The organism is Ensifer sp. R1-3 (assembly GCF_056739175.1).
Window position 1 is genome coordinate 356,845 of record NZ_CP096516.1, and the last position, 25,048, is coordinate 381,892.

Annotated in this window: 24 protein-coding genes; 12 read left to right on the forward strand and 12 right to left on the reverse strand. The window is 62.9% G+C overall.

What is annotated here, in order from left to right; translation table 11 throughout:
• Positions 1–21 precede the first annotated feature (21 nt).
• From M1D43_RS19020 to M1D43_RS19030, 3 genes are read right to left on the reverse strand one after another with little or no spacing between them, the layout of a single operon-like run.
• Positions 22–2,313 (reverse strand): xanthine dehydrogenase family protein molybdopterin-binding subunit, encoded by a 2,292-nt coding sequence (locus M1D43_RS19020; protein ID WP_014530740.1) that lies wholly within the window; start codon positions 2,311–2,313, stop codon positions 22–24.
• Between the two features lies 1 nt (position 2,314).
• A complete protein-coding gene (locus tag M1D43_RS19025) occupies positions 2,315–3,298 on the reverse strand; it encodes an FAD binding domain-containing protein (protein ID WP_014530739.1) in 984 nt (327 codons plus the stop codon).
• Positions 3,295–3,861 carry a (2Fe-2S)-binding protein gene (locus M1D43_RS19030; RefSeq protein ID WP_014527493.1) on the reverse strand — a complete coding sequence of 189 codons (567 nt, stop codon included), beginning with the start codon at positions 3,859–3,861 and terminating at the stop codon, positions 3,295–3,297. The genes M1D43_RS19025 and M1D43_RS19030 overlap by 4 nt, the downstream gene beginning before the upstream one ends.
• Here M1D43_RS19030 and M1D43_RS19035 point away from each other — a divergent pair.
• Positions 3,860–4,522, forward strand: coding sequence for a metallophosphoesterase family protein (locus M1D43_RS19035; protein WP_014530738.1), 663 nt, complete (start codon positions 3,860–3,862; stop codon positions 4,520–4,522). The genes M1D43_RS19030 and M1D43_RS19035 overlap by 2 nt on opposite strands.
• A gap of 83 nt (positions 4,523–4,605) precedes the next feature.
• Positions 4,606–5,196: an alpha-ketoglutarate-dependent dioxygenase AlkB gene (locus tag M1D43_RS19040; protein ID WP_010975273.1), complete on the forward strand. Its 591-nt coding sequence runs from the start codon at positions 4,606–4,608 to the stop codon at positions 5,194–5,196.
• Positions 5,197–5,205: 9 nt separating this feature from the next.
• Here M1D43_RS19040 and M1D43_RS19045 read toward each other — a convergent pair whose 3' ends face one another.
• Both M1D43_RS19045 and M1D43_RS19050 read right to left on the reverse strand, forming a co-directional pair.
• Positions 5,206–5,469: a hypothetical protein gene (locus M1D43_RS19045; RefSeq protein ID WP_010975274.1), complete on the reverse strand. Its 264-nt coding sequence runs from the start codon at positions 5,467–5,469 to the stop codon at positions 5,206–5,208.
• 26 nt (positions 5,470–5,495) lie between these two features.
• Positions 5,496–5,669 (reverse strand): hypothetical protein, encoded by a 174-nt coding sequence (locus tag M1D43_RS19050; protein WP_013849987.1) that lies wholly within the window; start codon positions 5,667–5,669, stop codon positions 5,496–5,498.
• 143 nt (positions 5,670–5,812) lie between these two features.
• Here M1D43_RS19050 and M1D43_RS19055 point away from each other — a divergent pair, with 143 nt between their 5' ends.
• From M1D43_RS19055 to M1D43_RS19065, 3 genes are read left to right on the forward strand one after another with little or no spacing between them, the layout of a single operon-like run.
• Positions 5,813–7,201, forward strand: coding sequence for a c-type cytochrome (locus M1D43_RS19055; protein WP_014530735.1), 1,389 nt, complete (start codon positions 5,813–5,815; stop codon positions 7,199–7,201).
• Positions 7,202–7,203: 2 nt separating this feature from the next.
• Positions 7,204–7,701 carry a (2Fe-2S)-binding protein gene (locus M1D43_RS19060; protein ID WP_014530734.1) on the forward strand — a complete coding sequence of 166 codons (498 nt, stop codon included), beginning with the start codon at positions 7,204–7,206 and terminating at the stop codon, positions 7,699–7,701.
• Positions 7,701–9,941 carry a xanthine dehydrogenase family protein molybdopterin-binding subunit gene (locus M1D43_RS19065; protein WP_014530733.1) on the forward strand — a complete coding sequence of 747 codons (2,241 nt, stop codon included), beginning with the start codon at positions 7,701–7,703 and terminating at the stop codon, positions 9,939–9,941. Before M1D43_RS19060 ends, M1D43_RS19065 begins: the two co-directional genes overlap by 1 nt.
• A gap of 33 nt (positions 9,942–9,974) precedes the next feature.
• On the opposite strand, the gene M1D43_RS19070 is transcribed toward M1D43_RS19065, so the two are convergent.
• The 3 genes from M1D43_RS19070 to M1D43_RS19080 all read right to left on the reverse strand — a co-directional run bounded on the left by M1D43_RS19070 (position 9,975) and on the right by M1D43_RS19080 (position 12,146).
• Positions 9,975–10,202: a hypothetical protein gene (locus M1D43_RS19070; RefSeq protein ID WP_014530732.1), complete on the reverse strand. Its 228-nt coding sequence runs from the start codon at positions 10,200–10,202 to the stop codon at positions 9,975–9,977.
• Positions 10,203–10,383: 181 nt separating this feature from the next.
• The gene (locus M1D43_RS19075; RefSeq protein WP_015008545.1) at positions 10,384–10,857 is read right to left on the reverse strand and encodes a DUF2269 family protein; all 474 of its coding nucleotides are present in this window, start codon (positions 10,855–10,857) and stop codon (positions 10,384–10,386) included.
• The gene (locus tag M1D43_RS19080; protein WP_014530730.1) at positions 10,857–12,146 is read right to left on the reverse strand and encodes an SDR family oxidoreductase; all 1,290 of its coding nucleotides are present in this window, start codon (positions 12,144–12,146) and stop codon (positions 10,857–10,859) included. The genes M1D43_RS19075 and M1D43_RS19080 overlap by 1 nt, the downstream gene beginning before the upstream one ends.
• 367 nt (positions 12,147–12,513) lie before the next feature.
• Here M1D43_RS19080 and ugpB point away from each other — a divergent pair, with 367 nt between their 5' ends.
• The 5 genes from ugpB to M1D43_RS19105 all read left to right on the forward strand — a co-directional run bounded on the left by ugpB (position 12,514) and on the right by M1D43_RS19105 (position 17,458).
• Positions 12,514–13,806, forward strand: a complete 1,293-nt coding sequence (gene ugpB, locus M1D43_RS19085) for a sn-glycerol-3-phosphate ABC transporter substrate-binding protein UgpB (protein ID WP_014530729.1) — start codon at positions 12,514–12,516, stop codon at positions 13,804–13,806.
• 117 nt (positions 13,807–13,923) lie between these two features.
• Entirely contained in the window at positions 13,924–14,805 is an 882-nt protein-coding gene (gene ugpA / locus M1D43_RS19090; RefSeq protein ID WP_498814391.1) for a sn-glycerol-3-phosphate ABC transporter permease UgpA, read from the forward strand.
• A gap of 8 nt (positions 14,806–14,813) precedes the next feature.
• Positions 14,814–15,662 (forward strand): sn-glycerol-3-phosphate ABC transporter permease UgpE, encoded by an 849-nt coding sequence (gene ugpE / locus M1D43_RS19095; RefSeq protein WP_015008542.1) that lies wholly within the window; start codon positions 14,814–14,816, stop codon positions 15,660–15,662.
• The gene (locus M1D43_RS19100) at positions 15,662–16,711 is read left to right on the forward strand and encodes a sn-glycerol-3-phosphate import ATP-binding protein UgpC (RefSeq protein ID WP_014530726.1); all 1,050 of its coding nucleotides are present in this window, start codon (positions 15,662–15,664) and stop codon (positions 16,709–16,711) included. Before ugpE ends, M1D43_RS19100 begins: the two co-directional genes overlap by 1 nt.
• Before the next feature lie 120 nt (positions 16,712–16,831).
• Complete coding sequence (locus M1D43_RS19105; RefSeq protein WP_013849973.1) at positions 16,832–17,458, forward strand: glutathione S-transferase family protein; 627 nt, start codon at positions 16,832–16,834, stop codon at positions 17,456–17,458.
• 376 nt (positions 17,459–17,834) lie between these two features.
• Here the strand turns inward: M1D43_RS19105 and M1D43_RS19110 are convergent, their stop codons facing one another.
• From M1D43_RS19110 to M1D43_RS19125, 4 genes are all read right to left on the reverse strand, one after another.
• Complete coding sequence (locus M1D43_RS19110; protein ID WP_014527483.1) at positions 17,835–18,908, reverse strand: alcohol dehydrogenase family protein; 1,074 nt, start codon at positions 18,906–18,908, stop codon at positions 17,835–17,837.
• Between the two features lie 11 nt (positions 18,909–18,919).
• Entirely contained in the window at positions 18,920–20,296 is a 1,377-nt protein-coding gene (locus M1D43_RS19115; RefSeq protein ID WP_003525879.1) for an aspartate aminotransferase family protein, read from the reverse strand.
• Between the two features lie 119 nt (positions 20,297–20,415).
• On the reverse strand, positions 20,416–21,912 hold the full coding sequence (locus M1D43_RS19120; RefSeq protein WP_014530725.1) for an NAD-dependent succinate-semialdehyde dehydrogenase: 1,497 nt from the start codon (positions 21,910–21,912) through the stop codon (positions 20,416–20,418).
• Between the two features lie 163 nt (positions 21,913–22,075).
• Complete coding sequence (locus tag M1D43_RS19125; RefSeq protein ID WP_003525883.1) at positions 22,076–22,570, reverse strand: Lrp/AsnC family transcriptional regulator; 495 nt, start codon at positions 22,568–22,570, stop codon at positions 22,076–22,078.
• Between the two features lie 104 nt (positions 22,571–22,674).
• On the opposite strand from M1D43_RS19125, the gene ehuR reads away from it, so the two are divergent.
• Positions 22,675–24,060, forward strand: coding sequence for a MocR-like ectoine utilization transcription factor EhuR (gene ehuR / locus M1D43_RS19130; protein WP_020479480.1), 1,386 nt, complete (start codon positions 22,675–22,677; stop codon positions 24,058–24,060).
• A gap of 170 nt (positions 24,061–24,230) precedes the next feature.
• A complete protein-coding gene (gene ehuA / locus M1D43_RS19135; protein WP_013849969.1) occupies positions 24,231–25,016 on the forward strand; it encodes an ectoine/hydroxyectoine ABC transporter ATP-binding protein EhuA in 786 nt (261 codons plus the stop codon).
• Positions 25,017–25,048: the final 32 nt, after the last annotated feature.

Genomic DNA, 25,048 nt, shown 5'->3' on the forward strand with positions numbered 1-25,048 from the left:
TGCGTAGCTCTGAAACCACTCTCATAGCAGCTTGTCGAGCGTTATCGGCAGATCGCGAATGCGTTTTCCAGTCGCGTGAAAGATGGCATTCGCAATTGCCGCCGCCGCGCCCGTTATGCCGATTTCACCGACCCCGTGTGCGCCGAGAGGCGTATGCTCGTCGGGAATGTCGTTGTAGATGATCTCGATATGCGGCACGTCGAGATGCACCGGGACATGATATTCGGCCAGTGACGGATTCATGATCCGCCCGCGGCGCGTGTCGAGCAGGGTTTCCTCGGCGAGAGCCATGCCGATCCCCATGACGATCCCGCCGCGAAGCTGGCTGACGGCCGTTTTCGGATTGAGGATCCGGCCGCAATCGAAGGAGCCGAGCCAGCGCGAGATCCGCACTTCGCCCGATTCATGATTGACGCGAGCTTCGCAGAATTGCGCGCCGTAGGAGGCCATGGAGTACTTCATCACCTCGAATGGCATTCCCGAAGTCTCTTCCACTTCAATGAAGTCACGGCCGGCGCGCTTCAGGATCGAGGCGTAGGTTTCGCCCCTGCTTTCCTCGCCGGACACGAAGAGCCCGCCGTCACGCGCCTCGATCTCTACGTTCGCGCCCGCCAACGGCGAGCCGTTACCCGCGAGTTTGACGAGTTCGCGATGGGCCTTTTCGACGGCCACCTGCACCGCTGCGGCAATGCTGCCGGTCTGGCTAGAGCCGCCGGCGATGATTGGCGAATCCGGCAGGTCGGAGTCTCCGTAGCGGAATGAAACCATCTCAAGTGGCAGGCCGAGACGGTCGGCTGCGTGCTGAATCTGCACCGTTGCCGTTCCCATGCCCATTTCGTTCGCCGCCGCTTGCACGACTGCACTGCCATCGGCGGAAATGCGAAGGCGAACTGCGGCGGGAAAGCGGAAGACTGGGTAATAGGCCGTCGCGACGCCTTGCCCGATCAGCCACTTTCCATCGCGCTGCGAACACGGTTCGGCCGGCCGCCCGCTCCAGCCGAACTTTTCCGCGCCGCGCCGAAAGGCCTCGACGAGATGACGGCTCGAAAATTCCGTGCCCTTCGTCGGATCTTTTTCGGGCTCGTTCAAGCGGCGAAGTTCGACCGGATCGATCTTCATCTCGTAGGCGAGTTCGTCGATGGCCGATTCCAAAGCGAAAGTGCCGATCGATTCCCCCGGCGCACGCATCCATGTGTTGGCGACGGTATCGAGATTGACGACCTTCTGACCGACGGACATTGTCCGCGAGGCGTAGAGATGCCGCGGGGTCAATGAAAATTGTTCGGGAAACTTGGCGTGGGTCGTCGTCGCGGTCACCCCGGTGTGAATGATCGCGGCGAATTTTCCATCCTCGTCGGCGCCGAGCGCAACGCGCTGTTCCGAAGGCGTGCGGCCGCCGATGAGGCGGAAAACCTCTTCGCGCGAGAGCGCCATCTTCACGGGGCGATTGGCTACTTTGGCCGCCGCCGCACAAAGCGCGGTGTGGTTCCACAAGGCGGCCTTGCCGCCGAAGCCGCCGCCGACGAAAGGCGCGATGACGCGAACGTTCTCCGCGTTGAGGCCGAATATGCCGGCGAGTGCATGCTTGCAGCCGTTTACGAATTGGGTCGAGTCGAAAACCGTCAGCCTGCCGTCTTCGTCCCAGGCGGCGATCGCCGCATGCGGCTCTATGGCGTTGTGGTTGTAGTGCGGTGTCCGATAGACGTTGTCGACCTTGAATGCCGCCGCCGCGAAAGCCTTCTCAGGGTTGCCGATCGCGAGTTCCGGATCTTCGCCCATGACGGCGGACGGCACGGTCGCTTCCGCCTTGAGATCCTCGAATGAGACGCGCGCTGTTTTCTCAACATATTCGACGCGCACGAGCGAAGCCGCATGCTCCGCCTGTTCCAGCGTTTCGGCAACGACAACCGCGACGGGCTGCCCATCCCAACTGATCTCGCCGTCCTGCAGGACAGCGAGGTCACTGGCCGCGAAGCCCTTGTCCATGTGCCTTACATCCATCAGCGGCGGCCGTTTCATCTTCGGTGCGTTTTGGGCGGTGACGGTGGCTATTACGCCTGGGCTCCTCTCGGCATCGGAGGCGTCGATCGTGGTAATCCGCCCCTTGGCGATCGTGCTGCAGACGGGAACGGCATAGGCCAGATTTTCGATCTCGAATTCCGCGGCGAAGCGCGCTTCACCTTTCACCTTCCGTTGCCCGTCGACGCGGCTGACGGGCGTGCCGAGGTAACCATGTTTGTGGAGGAGCGGGTCCGGCGCCTTGTCGGGCATGAACTGGACGACGGTTTCCATAAGCTTCTGCAGGACGCTCATCTTACCCTCCGGCCAACTCGCCCAACACGCCGACGATCGTGCGCTTCGCCAACTCGATTTTGAACTCGTTATGGGCGAGGCCTCTTGCCGGCGCGAGTTCGGCTTCCGCCGCCTGTCTGAAGCTCTCCGCGCCAGCGTTCGCTCCCGCCAGAACGCGCTCGGCTTCGGTAGCCCGCCACGGCTTGTGCGCTACGCCGCCGAGTGCCAGGCGGACGTTCCTGACCTTGCCGCTGTCGACCTCCAGAGCGGCAGCCACGCTGACCAGGGCAAAAGCATAGCTCGCGCGGTCCCGGACCTTCCTGTAGAGCGAGCGCCTGGCAAAGCCGAGCGGCGGGATCTCGATGCCGGTTATGAGTTCGCCGGGCTGCAGGTCGGTCTCCATATCGGGTGTATCCTCAGGCAAACGGTGGAACTCCTCGAAGGCAATCGTACGCGCGCCGCCGGGCCCGATGACGTTCACCTTCGCATCGAGAGCCGCCAGGGCGACGCACATATCGGACGGATGCGTGGCGATGCAGCTGTCCGAGGCTCCGAGGATCGCGTGCATGCGATTGAAGCCCCCGATCGCATCGCATCCCGCTCCCGGTGCACGCTTGTTGCAGCGCGCGGCGTGGTCGTAGAAATAGAGGCAACGCGTCCGTTGCATGAGGTTGCCCGCAACGGTCGCCATGTTGCGGATCTGGCCCGATGCCCCGAACACGATCGCCTGGGCTAGAAGCGGATAGCGGTCCCGCACCACCGGATGGCCGGCGACCGCCGTGTTCCTCACCGTAGCACCGATAACAAGGCCGCCGTCCGGCCGCTCCTCGATCCGGTCCAGGGGCAGCCCGGTCACATCGACCAGCGCGTCCGGCTGTTCGATGTTCTCGCGCATCAGATCGACGAGGTTCGTGCCGCCGCCGAGGAGCTTCGCATTCGGCGTCTTGGAGAGGAGCTTCACCGCGGCTTCCAGATCTGCTGCTCTCGCATAGGCGAAGCTCTTCATTTCGCCACCTCGCGGTCAAATGCGCTGTGGATCGCCTCGCAGATGCCGACATAAGCCCCGCAACGGCAGAGATTGCCGCTCATGCGTTCCTTGATCTCAGCGTCCGAGAACTCGATCCTGGCCGCGGCCATATCCCCGGTCACGGCGCTCGGCAAGCCGTTCTGAAACTCTTGGAACATTCCGATCGCCGAACAGATCTGCCCGGGCGTGCAATATCCGCATTGGAAACCGTCATGCTCTATGAATGCGACCTGAAGCCGGTGAAGCTCGCCGCTGGCAATGCCTTCGATCGTGGTGATCTCCCGGCCTTCGAGCTGAACCGCCAGCGACAGGCAGGACAGGACGCGCTGGCCGTCCACCAGAACCGTGCAGGCCCCGCAGGCGCCCTGGTTGCATCCCTTCTTGGGCCCGGTAAGGCTCAAATGTTCACGCAGAACGTCCAGCAGAGACGTGCGCGGGTCGATCGAAAGCGAATGGTCGACGCCGTTGATCTTCAGCAGGATCAGCGCTGAGCCGGCAGGCGGGATGGGTGCCGCCTTCGGCGTTCGGTCGGGAGATGGCATGGCGCACCCTCTCGATTTGCATCGGCCGCCGCATCTTGCGCCCGGAGCGGCGCAGGTCAGTCGCGCGCGACGGCAGGGGTTGCCAGAACCCGGCAATCGGATGAATGTTCCGAAGATTATTCGCATGCGGCACGACCGCGGCCGGGCAGGGACAGCGATTGGCGAGATGATCTATTTCACGGGCGACACGCATTTCGGCGACCCGCGTGTGCTTCGCATCGACCGCCGTCCATTTTCCAACATGGCCGAGCATGATGCCGCCCTGATCGCCAATTGGAACGAAACCGTCTCGCCGCAGGACGAGGTCTGGCACCTTGGCGACTTCGCGGCAAAGAGAAACGGGCTTGCCGAAGATATTCTGTCCCGGCTGAACGGCCGCAAGCATCTGATCGTGGGCAACAACGATCCGAACGACACGACCGGGGCGGGCGGCTGGCACAGCGTGCAGCATTATGCGGAGCTGATGGTGGATGGGCGGCTGCTCGTCCTTTGCCATTATCCGTTCCGGACCTGGAACCAGATGGGGAAGAAGTCGATCAACCTGCACGGCCATTCCCACGGCAGGTTGAAGCCGATGCCACGGCAGTTCGATGTGGGGGTGGATGCGAGAGGCCTGCGTCCGGTCAGCCTGGTTGATATTCTCCCCCAATCCGCGCGGTAGAACATTTCTGCTTTACGCTGCGGGAACGTGCGGGCTCGATAGCTGTTCGATGTGAGGGCCTGCGTCGAATACGAGGTGCTTCAATGCAAGGAGACCTATTCGGAAACCCGCCCGGCAATCTGCCTGAGGGCTTCCGCTACCAAGCGGGTATCGTTCCGCGGAAGCTCCAGGAGGCACTTCTGGAGGCACTGCCGGAACTTCCCTTCAAGCCTTTCGACTTTCACGGCTACGAGGGCAAGAGACGGGTGGTTTCATTCGGCTGGAAGTACGACTTCGACACCGAAACGGTCCGGAGGATCGATGCCATCCCCCCGCTGCTTCTGCCGCTCCGGCAACTGGCGGCCGACTTTGCCGGACTGCCGGCGGAGGGACTCCAGCAGGCACTGGTCACCGAATACGACGTCGGGGCCCCGATCGGTTGGCACAGGGACAAGGCTGTGTTCGGCGATGTCGTCGGGATATCGCTGCTCACTTCCTGCACATTCAGGCTGCGCCGAAAGCGGGCCGGCAGATGGGAGCGGACCTCGGTCATTCTCGAGCCGGGCTCGGCATATCTCCTCTCCGGCGCCGCGAGATCCGAATGGGAGCATTCCATCCCGCCCGTAGAGCGCCTGCGCTATTCGGTCACCTTCCGGGAGCTGCGTTCAGGGATTGGCGCCGGCGGCCGTGCGTGAAACTGTCGATCAGCCGGTCAACGTGCCCCAGGACGGATCCCATTCGACGTCCTCGACGAGCTCGACATAGATCGGGATCGAGCCTTCGCTGTGGCTCGCCGCCAGTCTGAAGGCCGACTCAGCCTCCATTTCTTCTCCGGGAAAGATGACGTCATCCTCGGAGGGGTCGGTGACCTTTCGCACATATCCCCGCACCGCATCGCCGGAGTGGTAGAGTTTCACGACCATGGCGCCCGGCACGGGCCTTACCGGAAGCCGCTGATAGACGGGCATCGAGACCTCCCTGGGTCGCGGCAAAGCTAATTCCGGCCATCGTTGGGCCTGGCCTTGTCGCCTTTCTTTTTCACCGTCGTCGCTGTCTTGGCATCCGGCTCCTGGCCGTAATAGGTGCCCCCCAGATGGCCGCCGCCGCTCGTGTTCTCGGCCTGTTTTCGTGCGTCCTTCTGGGCCTGCTCGACATTGGTCTTGGTCATTTTCGGAACTCCACTGATTGGCTGGCTGTGTAACCACAGGCGCGCGCATCTGTTCCGGGGTAGCGTTTACGTCGCGCAAACATCAAAGCCGCTCGGAACACATCGGCAATTGCGGCGTTTCCCGCCATCGGCGGAGATTCCCGATGCGAGCTTTGAGGGTGGCGATCGGCATCGCGGCAGTCATCCTTGTGGCTGCCGCTGCTTTCTTTTTATTCGCGTGGCGTTCGGAGATCCCCGAAGACACCACGGCCGCAGAGGCGCGCTTTGCAGCGGAGTTGGTCGCCAAGGGGGCCCAACTGGCGGCGCTCGGCAATTGCATCGCCTGCCACACCGTGCCTGGGAGACCGGCATTTGCCGGCGGCCTTGCATTGCCCACCCCCTTCGGCACGATCTACTCCACCAACATCACCCCTGATCGCGAAACAGGCATCGGCGGCTGGAGCGAGGCGGCATTCGAGCGCGCCATGAGGGAAGGTGTCGACCGGGAGGGAAGCCATCTCTATCCGGCGTTTCCCTATGAGCACTTCACGCGTGTATCGGCAGACGACAATCGCGCCCTCTACGCTTTCCTCATGACGCGTGTTGCGGTGAAAGCCGAGGCGCCGGAAAACGACCTTCCGTTTCCCCTGAAGTTCCGGCCTCTGCTTGCCGGCTGGAAGCTCCTTTTCCTCGACAGCGGCGAGCGGGAGCCGGATCCCGGCCAGAGCGATGCCTGGAACCGCGGGCGCTATCTTGCCGAGGGCCTCGGCCACTGTGGCGCGTGCCATACGCCCCGCAATCCATTCGGCGCCGAAGACCGCGACCGGCACTTCGGCGGCGGCGAAGCGGAAGGCTGGCAGGCCTATGCGATCAACACGGAGTCGAAGGCGCCGATCCCCTGGGACGAGCAGGATCTCGCCTTCTATCTTCGCAATGGCTGGCACGAATTCCACGGCGTTTCGCGCGGACCCATGGCCGAGGTGACCGGCAATCTCGCCTTCCTGCCGGACAGCGATATCGCGGCGATCGCCACCTATGTCAGATCGATCATGGGCGCCCCGACGCCGGAACGCGAGCAAAGGGCGGCGCAGTTGCGCGAGGCTTTTGAAGGGCAACGCCCGGAGCAGACGGCGGATAGCCAGCGTTCACCGGTCAGTGCGTCAGGCAGCCAGCCTGGCGAGGCGATCTATCTTGCCGCCTGCGCAAGCTGTCACGAGGGCGGGCGGCGCCAGCCCTTCGGGGGGCTGAATTTCGAACTCAGCACCGCCGTCAATGCGCCGGACCCGCAAAACATCGTCAACGTGGTGCTGTTCGGCCTTCCGCCGGCCGATGGAGAAGCGAGCGCAGTGATGCCGGCTTTCCGGCATCTGCTCAACGATCACCAGGTGGCCGATCTCCTTGCCTACATGCGCGAGCGGTTCTCTGAGGAGCCACCCTGGGCGGGGCTCGTCGAGCAGACGGCCAGAACCCGTTCCGGGACCTACAAGGTGGCAGTCCGGCCCTCTGACGGCATTGAAAGGGCGCCGCACCATGTCGGCGCCGAGGAGGATTGAAGATGATATCGCTGACGGTCAACGGCAGCCCGCATCAGATCGACGCAGACCCCACGACGCCGCTGCTTTACGTGCTGCGCGACGAGCTGGCGCTCAACGGGGCCAAATACGGCTGCGGACTTGGGCAGTGCGGCTCCTGCACCGTCGTCGTCGATGGCGAGGCGGTGCTTTCCTGCATGGTACCGATCATGCTGCTGGAAGGGCGGGAGGTCACCACCATCGAGGGCCTGGGAACGATCGACGAGCCGGGGCCGCTGCAGGAGGCGTTCATCGAGCTGCAGGCGGCGCAATGCGGCTATTGCATTCCGGGCATGATGATGAGCGCGCATGCGCTTTTGCGCCGTAACGCGCAGCCGAGCGAAGAGGAAATCCGCGAGGCGCTGGCGACCAATCTTTGTCGTTGCGGCACCCATATGCGGATTCTCGCGGCGATCCGGCGCGCCGGCGAACTGATGCAGGCCGCCTCGTTGCCTGCCACTGACCAGGGGAGGGCCGGCTGATGGGCATTCTTCAGGAAGAAATCACCCGCCGCAGCGTCATCGCAGGTGCCGGCGGGCTTGTCGTCGGTTTCTCGCTCGGCCGCTCATTTGCCCAGGAGCTTCCGCCGGCAATGCCGCCGGCTCCGCCAGTGTCCCTGCCGGGCAGCCTTGACGACGAGCGCTTCCTCGATTCATGGATCCGCATCGATCCCGACAATTCGGTCACGGTCTTCACCGGCAAGGCGGAACTCGGGCAGGGCATTCGAACGGCCCTGTTGCAGGTTGCCGCCGAGGAGCTCGAAGTCGACCCCGCGGAGATCCGGCTGATAACGGCCGACACCGGCCGAACCCCCAATGAAGGGTTCACGGCCGGCAGCCAGTCGATGCAAAACAGCGGTACCGCCATCAGGAACGCTGCAGCCCAGGTGCGGGCCCTGCTTCTCGCCGAAGCTGCCAGGCGCTTCGGCATGGCGGCGACGGAACTCAAGGCGGAAAACAAGGCGGTGCTGGCAAAAGACGGACGGCTGGCGACCTACGGCGAGCTCGTTTCCGGACAGATGCTGCACGTGGAAGCTCAACCGCAATCGGCCTTGAAGCCGCCTGGTACTTTCCGCGTGATCGGCAAAACACTGCCGCGCGTCGACATCCCGGGTAAGGTGACGGGCCAGCCGGCCTATGTTCATGATCTTCGCCTGAAAGGCATGCTGCATGCGCGCGTCGTACGCCCGCCGAGCTCCGCTGCCAGGCTTGCGGAGGTGGATGCGAGCGCCGCCGAGGCGCTGCCGGGCGTCGTCTCGGTCGTGCGCGACGGCAATTTCCTGGCGGTGGTGGCCTCGAAAGAGTTCCAGGCGGTGAACGCCATGCGGACGCTGGCGGCGGCCGCGCAGTGGCAGGAAAGCGAGACGCTCCCCGACCAGACCGACCTGCCGGCGGAACTGCAGAGGCTCGAGAGCGAGGTGGGGACGGTCGCCGAGGCCGGCATGCTTTCGTCTGATGGCAAGATATTCGAGGCGACGTTTAGCCGGCCCTATCAGATCCACGGCTCGATCGGTCCGTCCTGCGCCGTCGCGCAGATGAAGGCGGACGGGTCACTGGACGTGTGGTCGCACACGCAGGGTGTCTTTCCCGATCGGGCGGCGATCGCCGAGATGCTGGCCATGCCGGAGGACAAGGTTCACGTCATCCATATGGAAGGGTCGGGCTGTTACGGCCACAATGGAGCCGATGACGCGGCTGCGGATGCGGCCCTCATCGCCAGCAAGCTACGGGGCAAGCCGATCCGGGTCCAGTGGATGCGGGAGCAGGAGCACAGCTGGGAGCCCTATGGTCCTGCAATGCTCATGAAGATCAGCGCCGCACTGGACGATCAGGGCAGGATCGCCAGCTGGGCCTATGACCTCTGGAGCAATACCCACTCCACCCGCCCGGGCGGCGCCGGTGCGCTCCTCGCGGCGCGCCACAAGGCCGAAGCCTTTCAGCCGAAGCCTGCCAAGCTCAATATCAGCCCGTCGGGCAACGGCGACCGAAATGCCGATCCGCTCTATGTGATCCCGAACAAGCGCGTGCTCTGGCATTTCCTGGCCGACATGCCGCTTCGCGTATCGGCGCTTCGCGCGCTTGGGGCCTATGCCAATGTCTTCGCCATCGAAAGCACGATCGATGAGCTGGCGCTGATCGCCGAAGCAGATCCGGTCGAATTCCGGCTACGCCACATGGAGGACCCGCGAGCCCGTGCCGTGATCGAGCTGGCCGCGGAGCGGTTCGGCTGGGACAAGGCGCAGATGCCCCGCAACCGCGGACGCGGCTTCGGCTTCGCCCGCTACAAGAACCTTGCCGCCTATCTGGCGGTGGCGATGGAGGTGGATGTCGAGCCCGAAACGGGCCGTGTTCATGTGATCCGCGCCGTTTCCGCCATCGACAGCGGCGAGATCGTCAACCCGGACGGTATCCGCAATCAGACCGAAGGCGGAATTTTGCAGTCGATCAGCTGGACGCTCTATGAGGCCGTGGCCTTCGACCGGACCAGGATCACCAGCACCGATTGGTCGAGCTATCCGATCCTGCGCTTCGCAAGTGTCCCGGAAAGCGTGGAGGTCCATATCGTCGAGCGTCCCGGGGAACCTTTCCTCGGCACCGGGGAAGCGGCCCAGGGCCCGGCCGCCGCAGCCGTCGCCAACGCGATCAGGGATGCGACCGGCAAGCGCCTTTACGATCTGCCTTTTACCAGGGATCGGATACGAAGCGCCGTCGGGCGCGCGTGAAGCGGCAGGTCCTCACCACGGCGAGCAGGAAAGTCACGCCCGTTCGTCACGCAGGGCGTTGACGATCTCGAGCGTCACGGGCGGTGCGTCCGGACGAGGCGACAGGAGAGGAATTCCATTACGCTCGCCGCCGCTGCGCGGCCGGCGCAGAGAACGCCTCGCCAGTTCGGAAATTACCTCGCCGACGCTCCGCTGCTGTTGGGTCGCCATTGCCTTTGCGGCGATCAGGACATCGTCGTCAATAGCCAAGGTCGTTCTCATGTTCGCCTCATCGCGCATCAATCATCACGCATCATTAAGCAAGAGGTCGGCATTCTCAAGGTGGAATAGTGAAGGATGATCCCGTCATTGACCCGCTCTTTGCCGGTCGAAATCACATTCTCCAATCGGTGGGAGAACCGCGGGGGGCTCCGATTCAAATCGGGTCAACCCGCCTTCGAGTTTACCATTCGAGTATCGGCCGCGTGATCATGAGCCAGAAGATCGCGAGGACGGCGCCGAAGGCCGGGAAGCCGAAGGCGAACCACAGGCGGAAGAGTTGATGATAACGCTTCGGCAGCGGCTCGCCGGCCTTGCTTGCCGTTTCGGCGAGCCGGCGCATTTCCATCTGCATCCACACGACCGGCAGCCAGAATGCGCCTGTGACCACGTAGAGGAGAAGCGAAAGCAGGATCCATCCTTCCGCGAGTGAATAGCCGACGTTCCATGCAAGGGCGATCCCCGTGACGGGCTGCAACACCACGGCGGTGGCGGTGAAAAGAAAATCGGCGATGACGACGATGCGGGCCACGGCCGCAACCGTTTCCGTGCGGCCGGTCCGATGCGCCAGGAGCATGAAGAATGCGATCCCGGCGCCCGTGCCGAGGAGGACGGAGGCGCCGATGATGTGCAGGAACTTCAGAACGAAGTACAGCATCAACGCTCCTCCAGGATAGCAAGGGCAGCGAGATGCAGCACCAGGATGGGCCAGATCTTCAGAAGCGGTCCAAGCGGCTCGTTCCACAATTCCGGGAGCAGGGCCGTGCCGGCGATCGCATAGAAAAGCGAGAGGCCGACCGCGCCATAAAGGCCGATGCGGCTTGTGCGGCGAACCGCGATTGCCATACCGATCAGGATGTCGGCGAGGGCTCCGGCGATGACGCTCGGCCCCGCAAGAACGCCGGCGCCTCCCCGTTCCATCAGATCAACGCCGATTTCATACCCCGATGTGAGCGAGATGACGCCCGTCGTGATCCAGAAGAGCGGGAGGACGACGAAGATGACGGGCTTGAGCAGATAGAGCTTGGCGAACCAGCGCTCCTGGACTGAAACCGGCGTTCTCGCCAGCGCGTCTGCGAGCGCCATCGGTTCTATCCCGGTTTTCTCAACCCATGCCCTGTTGTCGCCGACGGCGCCGCGCCCGATCTCTTTTTGTGCGGTGCTGCGGGTCGGCGGTCGCCAGCCCAGAGCCCCGGCGATGTCGCTGAGCTTGTAGGTGAGATTCGCGAGCGGGGTTGGCATGTTTACGACGCGAGCAGCGGGCCATCCGAACCAGCGCCTGTAGGTGCCCACCACGTCCTTGAACGACAGGGCCTCAGGTCCCGCAACCTCGAGAGTGAGCCGCGAAGGAGCATTCGGGTTGACGAACATCTCGACCGTGCGCACCACGTCCTCGAGGCGCACGACCTGAAGCAATCCGGTATTCGGCATGACCGGCAGCCAGGGCAGTGCGGCGAGGCCCCTGAAAAGCGCGCTTGCGCCGTAGGCTCCAGGGCCGAGCACGACGGAGGGGCGCAGGATGACCCAGTCGAGATCGCATGCCATTAGCGCTTCGTCGCCCTGAAGCTTGGTGCGCGAAAAGGGCGAGGGCTGGGCCCTGTCGACCCCCATTGCCGAGAAGTGGATGACGCGGCGCACGCCCGCCTGCTCGCAGGCCTTGAAGAGCGAGGCGGGACCGCGGGCATGGACTGCCGTCGTATCCTCCCCCGGACCGTCCTGGAGCGTTCCCGCGCAGTTTACTACGGCGTCGATGCCTGAGAGATGCGGCAGCCAGTCTTCAGGGCCGACGGACCGAAGGTCGAGTTCTAGGGCTTTGCCGGCCGTGTGGGAGCTTGGTGCCGAGCCGGGCCGGACCACGCGGACGATCTCGCTTCCACGGCCATGGAGCCCTGCGCACACGGCCGAGCCGATCAGGCCGGAGGCGCCGACCACAAGTACTCTCGTCATTCGTCCTCACAATCTTTCCGGACGGGCCGCCATTCGCACTCGCCCTACGTCCGACGCCAAACAACTGCGGCAAGGAAGATGTTCCTTTTGACTTGACCTCCGTTTTTTATGCGGCACTCTCCCGCTGAAAGAGTCTTAAGACCCTCTCCGCGAGGGCTCTCGACAATCGCCGGCTCTACTCTATTTGGATCGAGGCGGTGCTGGATGTGAAAAGGCGGCTATAGCACTTTGATTTGCTGCTGTTTTTGTCTTCGAATCAGTCGGGATTCAAGGAAAGACGCAGTGGAGAGGAAACGAGTCGTTTGCTTGACATCGGGAGTGTCGGCGAACGTCTCGGGTGTGGTTGAGTACAAGGGAGGAGAATATTATGCGGTTGATTTCCATTTCCACAACGATTGCATTCGGCTTCGCTTTTCAGGCGCAGGCCGCCACGGAACTGCAGTGGTGGCACGCAATGACGGGTGCCAATAACGAAATGATCGAGGAACTCACCAAGGAGTTCAACGAGAGCCAGAGCACCTACAAGGTGGTGCCTGTCTTCAAGGGCACCTATCCCGAGACACTGAATGCCGGCATCGCGGCTTTCCGGTCGAAGCAGCCGCCGGCGATCATTCAGGTGTTCGATGCCGGCAGCGGCACGATGATGGCCGCCGAGGGCGCGATCGTGCCGGCAGCGGAGATCCTCCAGAAGGGCGGCTTCACCTTCGACAAATCGCAGTATCTGCCCGGGATCGTCGCCTATTATTCGAAGCCGGACGGAACGATGCTGTCCTTTCCGTACAACTCCTCCTCGCCCATCCTTTATTACAACAAGGACGCTTTTCAGAAGGCGGGCTTGAACGTCGACAACCCGCCGAAGACCTGGCCGGAAGTCTTCGAAGCGGCGAAGAAGATCAAGACGAGCGGTGCGGCGCCTTGCGGAATGACGTCGACCTGGCTGACGTGGATCCAGACGGAGAACTTCGCCGCCTGGAACAACGTGCCCTACGGAACCAATGAAAACGGCCTCGGCGGAACCGACGTGAAGCTGCAGATCAACGCGCCGCTTTACGTGGAACATTTCCAGGCGATTGCGGATCTCGCCAAGGACGGCGCCTTCCGCTATGGCGGGCGCACCTCGGAGGCAAAGCAGCTCTTCACCTCAGGCGAATGTGCCATCCTGACCGAGTCTTCTGGCGGTCTCGGCGACATCGCCAAGAGCGGCGTGAACTACGGCATCGGCCAGTTGCCCTATTACGAGGGCCACGGCCCGCAGAACACGATCCCCGGCGGAGCGAGCCTCTGGGTATTCGCCGGCAAGTCGGACGAGGAATACAAGGGCGTAGCGGAGTTCTTCAACTTCCTTTCCCAGACCGAGATTCAAGCCAAGCTGCACCAGATCTCGGGCTATATGCCGGTCACGATGGCCGCCTACGAGGAAACGAAGAAGTCGGGCTTCTACGAGAAGAACCCCGGGCGCGAAACGCCGCTCCTGCAGATGATGGGCAAGGCGCCGACCGAAAACTCGAAGGGCGTCCGGCTGGTCAACCTGCCCCAGGTTAGGGACATCCTCAACGAGGAGTTCGAAGCGATGCTGTCAGGGCAACAGGATGCCAAGACGGCGCTCGACAAGGCGGTCGAACGCGGCGACGCCGCAATCGCAGCAGCAATCAGCAATTGATCGAGGCAGGTGTCCGGCGCCGTCGTTCGACGGCGTCGGGCTTTCTGCGGTCATGCCGCCCTGACGTGATCTCGGGCCGATCCGGCCCCGAGGTCATCGTGATCCAGGAGATTGCTCGTGCAGCGTGTCGTCTTTCCGAACAAAATCCTCCCTTACTTGCTCGTCGCTCCGCAGATCGTCTTGACGATCGTTTTCTTCTTCTGGCCGGCAAGCCAGGCGCTCTACCAATCGGTGATCCGTGAAGACCCGTTCGGCCTGAAAAGCGGCTTCGTCGGTTTTGCCAATTTCAGCGCCGTGCTTTCGGAGGCGAATTATCTCAACTCGCTGAAGGTCACGGGGATCTTCAGCGTCCTCACCGCGCTGCTCGCGATGGGCGTCGCCCTGCTTCTCGCCACGGCCGCCGACCGCGTCGTGCGCGGGAAGACCTTCTATCGCACCCTGCTGATCTGGCCCTATGCCGTCGCACCGGCCGTCGCCGGCATGCTGTGGCTCTTCATGTTCAATCCGGCGATGGGCACCTTCGCCTATATGCTGAGGCGGAACGGCTTTCACTGGGATCCGTTGCTGAACGGCAATCACGCCATGATGCTGATCGTCGTTGCAGCGGCCTGGAAACAGATCAGCTACAATTTTCTCTTCTTCGTCGCCGGGCTCCAGGCCATACCCAAGTCGCTCATCGAAGCGGCGGCGATCGATGGAGCGCGCGGCACCCGGCGTTTCTGGACGATCATCTTCCCGCTGCTGGCGCCGACGACCTTTTTCCTGCTCGTGGTCAACACCGTCTACGCCTTCTTCGATACGTTCGGCATCATCCACTCGGTCACGGGCGGAGGGCCGGCTAGGGCGACGGAAACCTTGGTCTACAAGGTCTATAACGACGGCTTCGTCAACCTGAACCTCGGCTCGTCCGCGGCCCAGTCCGTGATCCTCATGGCGATCGTCATTGGGCTTACCGCCTTTCAGTTCCGGTTCGTCGAAAGGCGTGTCCACTATGGATGAGATCGCCAATGATTGAAAAGCGCCCCATCTCCAACCTGATCGGGCACCTGATGCTGATCATCGGCATCATCATCGTGGTTTTCCCGATCTATTATACCTTCGTCGCCTCAAGCATGAGCTCGGTCGAGATCATCCGGCCGCCTATGCCGCTCGTTCCCGGCACGCGGCTTGCCGAGAATTATAGCGAAGCGCTTTCCGGTGGAGTCGAGCGTGTGGTCGGCGTCAGTCTCGAACGGTTGCTGTTCAACACATTCGTGGTGGCGATCGCGATCGCCGTCGGCAAGATCGTCATTTCCTTCCTCTCGGCCTTCGCCATCGTGTTCTTCCGTTTCCGCCTGCGCATGGCCTTCTTCTGGATGATCTTCATCACGCTGATGCTCCCGGTGGAGGTGCGGATCCTGCCGACGTATAAGGTGATCGTCGATCTCGGACTGATCGACACCTATGCGGGACTGACGCTTCCCCTGATGGCGTCGGCGACGGCGACCTTCCTGTTCCGGCAGTTCTTTCTCACCATCCCGGGCGAACTCGTGGAAGCGGCGCGCATCGACAATGCCGGGCCGTTCCGCTTCATGCGGGATATTCTGCTGCCGCTTTCAAAGACCAATATCGCGGCGCTTTTCGTGATCCTCTTCATCTACGGCTGGACCCAGTATCTCTGGCCGCTGCTGGTCACGAATGACAGCCGGATGAACACGATCATCATCGGCCTCAGGAAGATGGTCGATTTCACTGACGCATCGACCCCGTGGAACTACGTTATGGTGACCGCCATCCTCGCGATCATCCCGCCTGTCGCGGTGGTCGTCCTGATGCAGCGCTGGTTCGTCAAGGGCCTCGTCGAAACGGAGAAGTAATGGCAACGATCACTCTCAAGGATGTCCACAAGACCTATCACGGCGACATCGCCGCGATCCGCGGCGTTTCGCTTGCGATTGCCGACGGCGAGTTCATCGTGCTCGTCGGCCCTTCCGGCTGCGGAAAATCGACGCTGCTGAGGATGATCGCGGGGCTCGAGAGCATCACGTCGGGCGAGGTCTCCATCGGCGACCGCGTCGTCAACGGGCTGGAGCCTTCCGAGCGCGACATTGCTATGGTCTTTCAGAACTACGCGCTCTACCCGCATATGACGGTCCGTCAGAATCTCAGCTATGGCCTGAAGAACCGCAACACGCCGAAGGAAGAAATCGAGCGCCGCATAGCCAAGGCGGCGAAGTCCCTGGAGATTGAGCCCTTCCTGGATCGAAAGCCACGGCAGCTTTCAGGCGGGCAGCGCCAGCGTGTGGCCATGGGGCGCGCCATCGTCCGGGAGCCTGCCGCCTTCCTGTTCGACGAGCCTCTCTCGAACCTCGACGCCAAGCTCAGGGTCCAGATGCGCGTCGAGATCAAGCGCCTTCAGCGGGCGCTCGGCACGACGAGCGTCTACGTCACCCACGACCAGCTGGAAGCGATGACGCTCGCCGACCGCCTCGTGGTTCTGAACGGGGGGAGGATCGAGCAGGTCGGTACGCCGATCGAGCTGTACGAGAACCCGGCGACGGCATTCGTCGCAACCTTCATCGGCTCGCCTTCGATGAACCTTCTCGATCTCAATACCGGCAATGCTGCCTGGTCGGCCCCGGCGGCTCTCGTCGGGAAGCCGGGGCTTGCGACAATCGGAATCCGACCTGAGGACATTACCCTCGCCGGTGACACGGACGGCGGCGAGCGTTTCAGAGCCCGCGTGCGCGTCGGCGCCGTGGAACTCGTCGGCGCCGAAAGCTATGTGCACGGCACCCTGGCGAACGGCGAGCCGCTCGTCTTCAGGGTTGCCGGCCGCTCCCGCATGATGATCGACGAGGAGGTCGAGGTCGCAGCGGTGGCCGGAAGCCTGCACTGGTTCGACGCCGCCGGCCGGCGCTTGTAGCGCGAGGGTGGCAAGGCGACCCCGTTTACCAAATTTTTGCGACCCGCTGTCGGCACGGCCTTTCCTCCAACGTCCTTGCAGGTGGCCATTTGGACGATCAGGAAGATCAGGAGAACCGAAATGATGAAACTATATGGATTAGGTCCGACGCGCTCGCTTCGCGCCCGTTGGGCGCTTCAGGAGCTGGATGCGGAGTTCGAGTTCGTGCCCGTCAACATAGTGGCGGGCGAGGCCCATCACCCCGACTTCCTGCGGCTCAATCCGGCGGGCAAGCTTCCGGTGCTGGTCGATGGCGACTTCGTCCTCACGGAATCTGCCGCGATCGTCATGTATCTGGCGGAAAAATATGGCGGCAAAGGGCTTATGCCAGCGGACCTGAAGGAGCGGGCGCAGGCGTATCGCTGGTCTCTGTTCGCGGTCACCGAACTCGAACAGCCACTGTGGCGGATGGCTAAGCACACGTTTCTTTATCCCGAGGAAAAGCGGTTGCCGGAAGACATTGCGCTAGCCAAGGAAGAATTCCTGGCCATGGCAGCGGTGCTCGAACAGCACATGAAAGGGCGGGAATTTATCGTCGGCGACAGGATAAGTATCGCCGATTGCGTAACCGCCTATGTTCTGGATTGGGGCAATGAAAACGGCCTGCTCGATGACTTTCCAAATCTTAAGGCGTATCTCGAGCGGATGTATGCGCGCCCCAAGGCGCCGCAACGGATCGCGGAGGCATTTGCGAGCCTTCAGAGTTAGAACTGGATGAGGAATGATCCAGAGCAGGTTCACCCCCTCTGGCCTGCCGGCCATCTCCCCCACAAGGGGGGAGACCATTTGAGGCGCGCTCAGCGTCTCAACAAGGATTCCTGTATGCGGGGACCTGCTGTGGGGGCAAAGAGTGAAACGCTTGTATTCTCCCCCCTTGTGGGGCAGGGGAATCGCATATGCGGAACAGGCATGGAACATCGAAGGGTTTGTTCTCGATGCGATTCCGTTCTGTTCGCCATTCGATTCCTCGAAATCGGCCATATGCGAAAGCCCTACCTTGTGGGGGAGATGCCCGGCAGGGCAGTGGGGGTATATCGTCCTGCAAGCTGATCCATCCCGCTCTGCCGCCCGCGCCGTCGTACCCTTAATCAGGCACGACCACGAGCTTGCCGACGAAGTTCTTCGCCATGAAGTCCGTTTGTGCCCGATGGAACTCCGATAGCGGATAGACGCCGCCGACGAGCGGCCGGATCTTTTTCTCCTCGATATAGCGGACGAGGCGGCGGAAATCGGCGCGGCTGCCCTGGCTCGATCCGTGCAGCTCCAACTGCTTCAGATACATCGTCCTGAGATCGAGCTGCACGACCGGCCCGGCGATCGCGCCGGCGGTGGTGTAGCGGCCTTCCGGGCGCAGGATCTTCAGGAGATCGTTGAAGAGGGGACCGCCGACGAGATCGGCGACGACATCGATCGGTCGGCCGCCGCTTGCCGCCTCCACCGCCTCTGCGAGGTCGCCTTGACCGCGGGTCACGACGGCTTGCGCGCCGATGTCGAGCATCGCCGCTTCCTTGCCCGGTCCGGCTACAGCGATCGGAACGGCGCCGCGAGCGCGGGCGAGCTGGATGATCGCGGAGCCGACGCCACCCGAGGCGCCGGTCACGAGGACGGTCTCGCCGGCGGCAAGCCGCGCCCGTTCCAACATCCGCTCGCCAGTAAGATAAGCGCAGCAGAAGGTGGCAAGCTCGATATCGGTCAGGTCGGTCGCGACCACATGGGCGTTTTCGGCCGGAAGCGCCATATATTCGGCATAGCCGCCATCGCGGCCATGACCCATGTAATCGATGTCGGCAAGACTGTCGTCGTCGCGGTTGTAGATCGAGAAGTCGACCATGACGCGCTCGCCGATCCGCGCCCGGTCGACGCCCTCGCCGACGGCAACGATATGGCCGACCGTGTCGGTGCCCTGAATGCGCGGGAAGGTCAGCGTATTGCCGTGGCGGCGCCACGTCGAGACGGCGGACGGATCGTCCTCCGTCCCATAGGCGCCTTCGCGCACCCAGACGTCCGTATTGTTCATGCCGCAGGCAGTGACTCTGATCAGCACCTCGCCGGCAGCCGGAGCCGGGACGGGTACGTCCCGGCTGTAGACGAGCTTCTCCAATCCGCCGTGCCCTGTCAAAAGCACCGCGGTCATGGTCTTCGGAACGGAATGCATCATGCGCATTTTCCTCAGCGGCCGAGTACGGACTGAATGGCGTCGGCTGCCGCCTTGACGACGATGTCGGCTTCGTCGCGCGTCAGGCAGAGCGGCGGCGCGAAGCCGAGAATGTCGCCCTGCGGCATGGCCCGGCCGATGACACCACGTTCGAGGAGCGCTGCTGCGACCTGCGGTCCGACCTTGCGGCCCGGATCGAAGAAGGCGCGATCGTCGCGGTCCTCGACGAACTCGATCGCCGCCATCAGGCCGTCGCCACGCACTTCGCCGACATGGCGATGATCGCCCACGGCCTTTTGCAGTTCGGCCCGGAAATAGGCGCCCGTCGAACCGGCATTCTCGACGATGCCGAGTTCGTCGATCAGTTCCAGGTTCGCGATGCCGGCGGCGGCGCAGATCGGATGGGCCGAATAGGTCCAGCCATGGCCGATTGCGCCGAGTTCGTCCGAGCCCTTCACCAGCACCTGCCAGAGCTTGTCGGAGACGATCGTGCCGGAAAGCGGCGCATAGGCCGAGGTCAGGCCCTTGGCGATGGTGATCAGGTCCGGCTTGATGCCGTAATGGTCGGAACCGAACATGGTGCCGAGACGGCCGAAGCCGGTGACCACCTCGTCGGCGACCAGCAGGATATCGTATTTCTGGAGGACGGCTTGGATCTTCTCCCAATAGCCCTTCGGCGGCGGCACGATGCCGCCGGTGCCGAGGATCGGCTCGCCGATGAAGGCGGCAACGGTGTCGGGACCTTCGGCGAGGATCATCTCTTCCAGCTTGTCGGCACAATACTGCGAGAATTGCTCTTCGCTCATCGAGCGATCGGGACGGCGGAAGTAGTAGGGCGCTTCCGTGTGCAGGATCGGCGCCCGCGGCAGGTCGAAGGCGTTGTGGAAGAGATGAAGGCCGGTCAGCGAACCGGTCATCACGCCCGAGCCGTGATAGCCGCGCCAACGCGAGATGATCTTCTTCTTTTCCGGGCGGCCGAGAATGTTGTTGTAGTACCAGATCAGCTTGATGTTGGTTTCGTTGGCGTCGGAGCCCGAAAGCCCGAAATAGACTCGGCTCATGCCTTCCGGCGCCCGGTCGATGATCATCTTGGAAAGCCGGATCGACGCTTCAGTGCCATGGCCCACATAGGCGTGGTAGTAGGCGAGGTTCTTCGCCTGTTCGGCAATCGCGTCGGCGATCTTCTGGCGGCCGTAGCCGACATTGACGCAATAGAGGCCGGCAAAGGCATCGAGGCTGCGCTTGCCGGAAATATCGGTGATGTAGACGCCTTCGCCGCCGCCGATCACGCGGGTCGGGGTCTCGCCACGCGCATGCATCCCCATATGGGTCGAGGGATGGAAGAAGTGGTCGCGGTCCCAGGCGGTGAGTTCGTTGCTTCTTTCGAGCATGGTCTTTCCTTTCATGAAATCCGGAGCATTTCGGCCGAACCGCGAAAACGCTCTATCCTGTTGTTTTCGCACAATTCCAGACGCAAAACCGCTGCGCAGTGTTGCCGGAATCGCTCAGGTCAGGCAGCGGTGTCGATGCATAGATATTTGAGCTCGGTGAAGGCCTCCATGCCATGGCGGGAGCCTTCCCGGCCGAGGCCCGATTGTTTCCACCCGCCGAAGGGGATCGGGCCGCCGGTGATCTTCACCCGATTGACTGCCACCATGCCGTATTCGAGGGCGCGGGCGAGCCGCATCTGGCGGGCGCCGTTTTCGGTCACGACATAGGCGACGAGCCCGTATTCCGTGTCGTTCGCCCGCGCGACTACTTCCTCTTCGCTGTCGAAGGCGGTTACGGCCGCAACGGGGCCGAAGGTCTCCTCGCGCATGATCAGCGCGTCGTCGGGCACATCCGTTAGAAGGGTGGGCTGGAAGAAGAGCGGCCCGGCGGCGTGGCGCTTGCCGCCGACGGCAAGCCCGGCGCCCAGCTTCAGAGCATCCGCAACCTGTTCCTCGACCTTGGCGACGGCGCGTTCGTGCATCAGCGGACCGATATCCGTATCCGGCTCCATCCCGGAACCGACTTTCAAGCCGGCAATTCGTGCGGCAAAAGCTTCCTGGAATGCCTTGAGTACGGGCCGCTCGACGTAGATCCGATTGGCGGCAAGGCAGTCCTGTCCTGACGTCGCGAACTTCGCGGCGATCGCAATATCGGCGGCTTTCTCGACATTCGCATCCGCAAAGACGATGAGGGGGGCATGCCCGCCGAGCTCCATCACCAGCCGCTTCATCGTCGGCGCACATTGGGAGGCGATCAGCCGGCCGATCTCGGTGGAGCCGGTGAAGCTCATGGCGCGCACCCGCGCGTCCTCGCACATTCGTCCGACGATCGTTGCGGCTTTGCCGGTGACGACATTGAAGACGCCTGCGGGAAGGCCGGCGCGCTCGCCGAGTTCGGCGAGCGCGAGAGCCGAAAGAGGGGTTTCGGAGGATGGGTGCGCCACCACGGTGCAGCCTGCGGCAAGGGCGGCGGCCGCCTTCCGGGTGATCATCGCCGAAGGGAAATTCCAGGGCGTGACGATGCCTACGACGCCGAGCGCTTCGCGGCGCACGATCATTTCGGCCCCGGCAAGATGACTCGTCACGCTTTCGGCATTGAGGCGTTTGCCTTCCTCAGCATACCACTCGATGAAGGATGCCGCGTAGTCGATCTCGCCGCGCGACTCGGCAAGCGGCTTGCCCTGTTCAAGGGTCATCAACAGGGCGAGATCCTCGCGGGCTTCGAGCATCAGGTCGTGCCATTTGCGCAGGATGGCGGCGCGCGCCTGCGGCAGCATGTTGCGCCAGGACCTGAATGCCTTTTGCGCCGCGTCGATCGCCTCGGAGGTCTGGGCAGCGTCGAGCGAGGCGACGAAGGCGAGGGCAGCGCCGCTGGTCGGGTCGCTCACCTCCAGGCATGTACCGTCCCGCCCGGCAACCCATCGGCCGCCGACATAGGCCAGCTCCCGCAGCAATTGCCGGTCGTTCAGGTTTTTCAACGCGTCGTGAAAGGCTGTGCGCGCAAAGACGGCGGTCATATCGGTTCTCCTCGACTGTTGCGGAAAGAGTGCCATGGTTGTCGAGAGAGATTGTCCAATCGGCGGTGACGGCGGAGAGAGTTTGACCAAAGTGGGGGCAACAGGGAGAGAGATTGTCTATGTGGCGTGCCGATGCGAAGGGGGTGGCTACACCCTCTGCCGACTATTCCTGCCCTGCCGGCGCCTGCGGCAACAGCGAGCCGAACGGCAGCACCGTTTCTTCCTTTACCGTCTTCGTGACGATGTACGTGAAATAGCGGTCGATACCGAGTTCCCTTTCGAGCAGCCCGTCGACCAGCCGCTGGTAGGCGTCGATGTCCGCCGTCATGATCTTGAGGATATAGTCCACCCCGCCGCCGACCGACCAGCAGGCGACGATCTCGGGAATTGCGGCGATGGCGCGCTCGAACCGATCGAAATCAGCCTGGCGGTGATTGCCGAGCGTCACCTCCATCATGACGCTGGCGACCGGCGCCACGCGGCGCAGCGCAACGCGGGCGTGATAGCCGGTGACGATGCCGGCTTTCTCCAGCTTTCTGAGCCGCATCCAGCAGGGCGTCGGCGACAGGCCGGCCTTCTCGGCGAGCGCGAGCTTGGTGATACGCCCGTCGGCCTGGATCGCTTCGAGGATCCGCAGATCGATCGCATCGAGCTTCATTAAGAGGTCCTTCCGTCGGTAGTGGTCACGTCAAAGCCGGGAAATGACATTGGGTGCTCACTTTTACATTGTCAATTGAGCTGATTTTGATCACTGTTCAAATCATGACAAATTGGACGCCCGACACGACACTTCTGCGCCGCCCCGCCTATCTCTCTCTGGCGGACCAGTTCGCCCGCGCCATACAGGAGGGGAGACTCCAGAACGGCATGCGGCTGCCGACGCATCGCAAGCTCGCCGACGATCTGAAGCTCTCGGTGCAGACGGTGAGCCGCGCCTATGACGAGCTCATCCGGCGCGGCTTGATATCCGGCGAGGTCGGACGCGGCAGCTTCGTGCAGACGCGGCCGCGCGAGCCGGAGCCGCCCTATCTGCCGGAGCGCCTTGGCGAATTGATCGATCTTTCGATCCTGAAACCCGTATGCGAGCAATACCATCTGGAAAAGATGCGGCAGGGTTTTGCCTGGCTTGCGGAGAACCTGCCGCCGAGCTCGGCGCTTTCCTTCCGCCCGAACATGGTGTTCCCGCGTCACCGCAATGTCGCGGCAGAATGGCTCTTGCGCTGCGGGCTCGATGTTTCGCCGCTAAACATCAACCTGACGAACGGCGCCACCTCGGCCATGACCGTGGCGCTGATGAGTGTCGCACCGCCCGGTTCGACGGTCGCGACGGAGGCCATCAGCCATCATACGCTCGTGCCGCTTTCGACCTATCTCGGCATCCACCTTCAGGGTCTCGCGATAGACGGCGACGGCATGATCCCGGATGCGCTGGACGAAGCCTGCCGCAAGGGCGTGATCCGAGCGGTCTTCCTGCAGCCCTCGGTAATCAACCCGACCGCGACCCTGATGAGCGCCGGGCGGCGGGCAGCGCTGGCGGAGGTGGCGCGCCGGCATGACATCGCCATCATCGAAAACGACATTCTCGGTCCCCTGGTGGAGGAACGTTTGCCCCCGGTCGCCGCACTGGCGCCGGAGCGCACGCTTTATGTGACGAGCTTCACCAAGATCACCGTGCCGGGCCTCCGGATCGGCTATCTGGTGGCGCCTGACCGCTACGTGGCCGCCGTCGCCAACCGGCATCTGGTTTCGAACTGGATGGCGACCCCCGCGATTGCAGAGATCGCAACGCAATGGGTGAGCGACGGCACGGCGAGCGAACTCGTGAACTGGCAGCGCCGGGCGCTCGCCACTCGCCACGCGATCGCCAAGGAGGTTCTGGCAAGCCTTGGCCACCACACCCATCCGCAGAGCCTGCATGTCTGGCTGCCGCTACCCGAGGGACACCAGGAAGATGCCTTCGTTTCCCAGGCGCGCTTGCGCGGGGTGGCGATTGCGCCGGGTGCGTCCTTCCGGACGGCAGACAGCGGTTGGCGTCCGGCGGTCAGGATATCGCTCGGCTCGACGACCGAGCAGGAGCTGAAGTCCGGGCTCGGCATCGTCGCCTCTCTTGCGCTCGGTGAGCCTGAGGCGCTGCTGCTCGTCATTTGAGGCGAATGCTCAGCTTTTGAGCACCTTTCGAATAATTGTCATGATATTATTATTCACATTGACATGATTTGGGAACCGGATCATCGTTAGGACATTAACGCATGGCGCCCAGAAGTGTGCAGCGATTTGGAGCGACGCCATGCGCTTTAGTCTCAAAGGGAGAGGCGTGAATGTCCCAGCCGATCATTCGCATCGACAACATCGTCAAGCGATACGGTCCCCTGACCGTGCTCGACGGCCTGTCGATGGAGGTGATGCCGGGCGAGAAGCTGGCTCTCATCGGGCCGTCCGGTTCGGGTAAGACGACCATCCTTCGCATTCTGATGACGCTCGAGACCATCAGCGACGGCTTCATCCAGGTCGACGGCGAGCAGCTCTATCACATGAAGAAGGCGGGCAACCTCGTCCCTGCCGACGAGCGGCATCTCCATAAAATGCGCGAGAAGATCGGCATGGTCTTCCAGCATTTCAACCTGTTTCCTCATAAATGCGTTCTCGACAACGTCACGCTGGCGCCGATGCTGACCAAGGGCATGGCGCGCGCTCAGGCGGAAAAGCGCGCGATGGAGCTGCTCGACATGGTGGGCCTGGCCGACAAGGCCAAGAGCATGCCGGCACAGCTTTCCGGCGGGCAGAAGCAGCGCGTTGCGATCGCCCGGGCGCTGGCGCTCTCACCCAAGATCATGCTTTTCGACGAGGTCACCTCCGCGCTCGATCCCGAGCTTGTCGAGGAGGTCCTGAACGTCATGCGCAAGCTCGCGTCCGAGACGGACATGACCATGCTGCTCGTCACCCACGAGATGGGCTTTGCCCATGATTTCGCGGACCGGGTGCTTTTCTTCGACCGCGGCAAGATCGTGGAGGAAGGAAAACCCGAGGACATTTTCCGGCATCCCAAGCAGGAGCGCACACAGACTTTCCTGCGCAAGATCATAGCGGCAGGGCACCGCGTCTAAGCCTCACGGCCGACATTGCCTCAAGGAAAACA

Excerpts from the sequence above, each read along its gene's own strand:
- ehuR (WP_020479480.1), top strand. The coding sequence starts at position 22,675 with ATGACAAATTGGACGCCCGACACGACACTTCTGCGCCGCCCCGCCTAT.
- ehuA (WP_013849969.1), top strand. The coding sequence starts at position 24,231 with ATGTCCCAGCCGATCATTCGCATCGACAACATCGTCAAGCGATACGGT.
- M1D43_RS19075 (WP_015008545.1), bottom strand. The coding sequence starts at position 10,857 with ATGCTGTACTTCGTTCTGAAGTTCCTGCACATCATCGGCGCCTCCGTC.
- M1D43_RS19070 (WP_014530732.1), bottom strand. The coding sequence starts at position 10,202 with ATGAGAACGACCTTGGCTATTGACGACGATGTCCTGATCGCCGCAAAG.
- M1D43_RS19045 (WP_010975274.1), bottom strand. The coding sequence starts at position 5,469 with ATGCCCGTCTATCAGCGGCTTCCGGTAAGGCCCGTGCCGGGCGCCATG.
- M1D43_RS19055 (WP_014530735.1), top strand. The coding sequence starts at position 5,813 with ATGCGAGCTTTGAGGGTGGCGATCGGCATCGCGGCAGTCATCCTTGTG.
- M1D43_RS19050 (WP_013849987.1), bottom strand. The coding sequence starts at position 5,669 with ATGACCAAGACCAATGTCGAGCAGGCCCAGAAGGACGCACGAAAACAG.
- M1D43_RS19110 (WP_014527483.1), bottom strand. The coding sequence starts at position 18,908 with ATGATGCATTCCGTTCCGAAGACCATGACCGCGGTGCTTTTGACAGGG.
- M1D43_RS19020 (WP_014530740.1), bottom strand. The coding sequence starts at position 2,313 with ATGAGCGTCCTGCAGAAGCTTATGGAAACCGTCGTCCAGTTCATGCCC.
- M1D43_RS19115 (WP_003525879.1), bottom strand. The coding sequence starts at position 20,296 with ATGCTCGAAAGAAGCAACGAACTCACCGCCTGGGACCGCGACCACTTC.
- M1D43_RS19105 (WP_013849973.1), top strand. The coding sequence starts at position 16,832 with ATGATGAAACTATATGGATTAGGTCCGACGCGCTCGCTTCGCGCCCGT.
- ugpB (WP_014530729.1), top strand. The coding sequence starts at position 12,514 with ATGCGGTTGATTTCCATTTCCACAACGATTGCATTCGGCTTCGCTTTT.
- M1D43_RS19100 (WP_014530726.1), top strand. The coding sequence starts at position 15,662 with ATGGCAACGATCACTCTCAAGGATGTCCACAAGACCTATCACGGCGAC.
- M1D43_RS19065 (WP_014530733.1), top strand. The coding sequence starts at position 7,701 with ATGGGCATTCTTCAGGAAGAAATCACCCGCCGCAGCGTCATCGCAGGT.
- ugpE (WP_015008542.1), top strand. The coding sequence starts at position 14,814 with ATGATTGAAAAGCGCCCCATCTCCAACCTGATCGGGCACCTGATGCTG.
- M1D43_RS19080 (WP_014530730.1), bottom strand. The coding sequence starts at position 12,146 with ATGACGAGAGTACTTGTGGTCGGCGCCTCCGGCCTGATCGGCTCGGCC.
- M1D43_RS19025 (WP_014530739.1), bottom strand. The coding sequence starts at position 3,298 with ATGAAGAGCTTCGCCTATGCGAGAGCAGCAGATCTGGAAGCCGCGGTG.
- M1D43_RS19040 (WP_010975273.1), top strand. The coding sequence starts at position 4,606 with ATGCAAGGAGACCTATTCGGAAACCCGCCCGGCAATCTGCCTGAGGGC.
- M1D43_RS19030 (WP_014527493.1), bottom strand. The coding sequence starts at position 3,861 with ATGCCATCTCCCGACCGAACGCCGAAGGCGGCACCCATCCCGCCTGCC.
- M1D43_RS19035 (WP_014530738.1), top strand. The coding sequence starts at position 3,860 with ATGGCGCACCCTCTCGATTTGCATCGGCCGCCGCATCTTGCGCCCGGA.
- M1D43_RS19125 (WP_003525883.1), bottom strand. The coding sequence starts at position 22,570 with ATGAAGCTCGATGCGATCGATCTGCGGATCCTCGAAGCGATCCAGGCC.
- M1D43_RS19060 (WP_014530734.1), top strand. The coding sequence starts at position 7,204 with ATGATATCGCTGACGGTCAACGGCAGCCCGCATCAGATCGACGCAGAC.
- M1D43_RS19120 (WP_014530725.1), bottom strand. The coding sequence starts at position 21,912 with ATGACCGCCGTCTTTGCGCGCACAGCCTTTCACGACGCGTTGAAAAAC.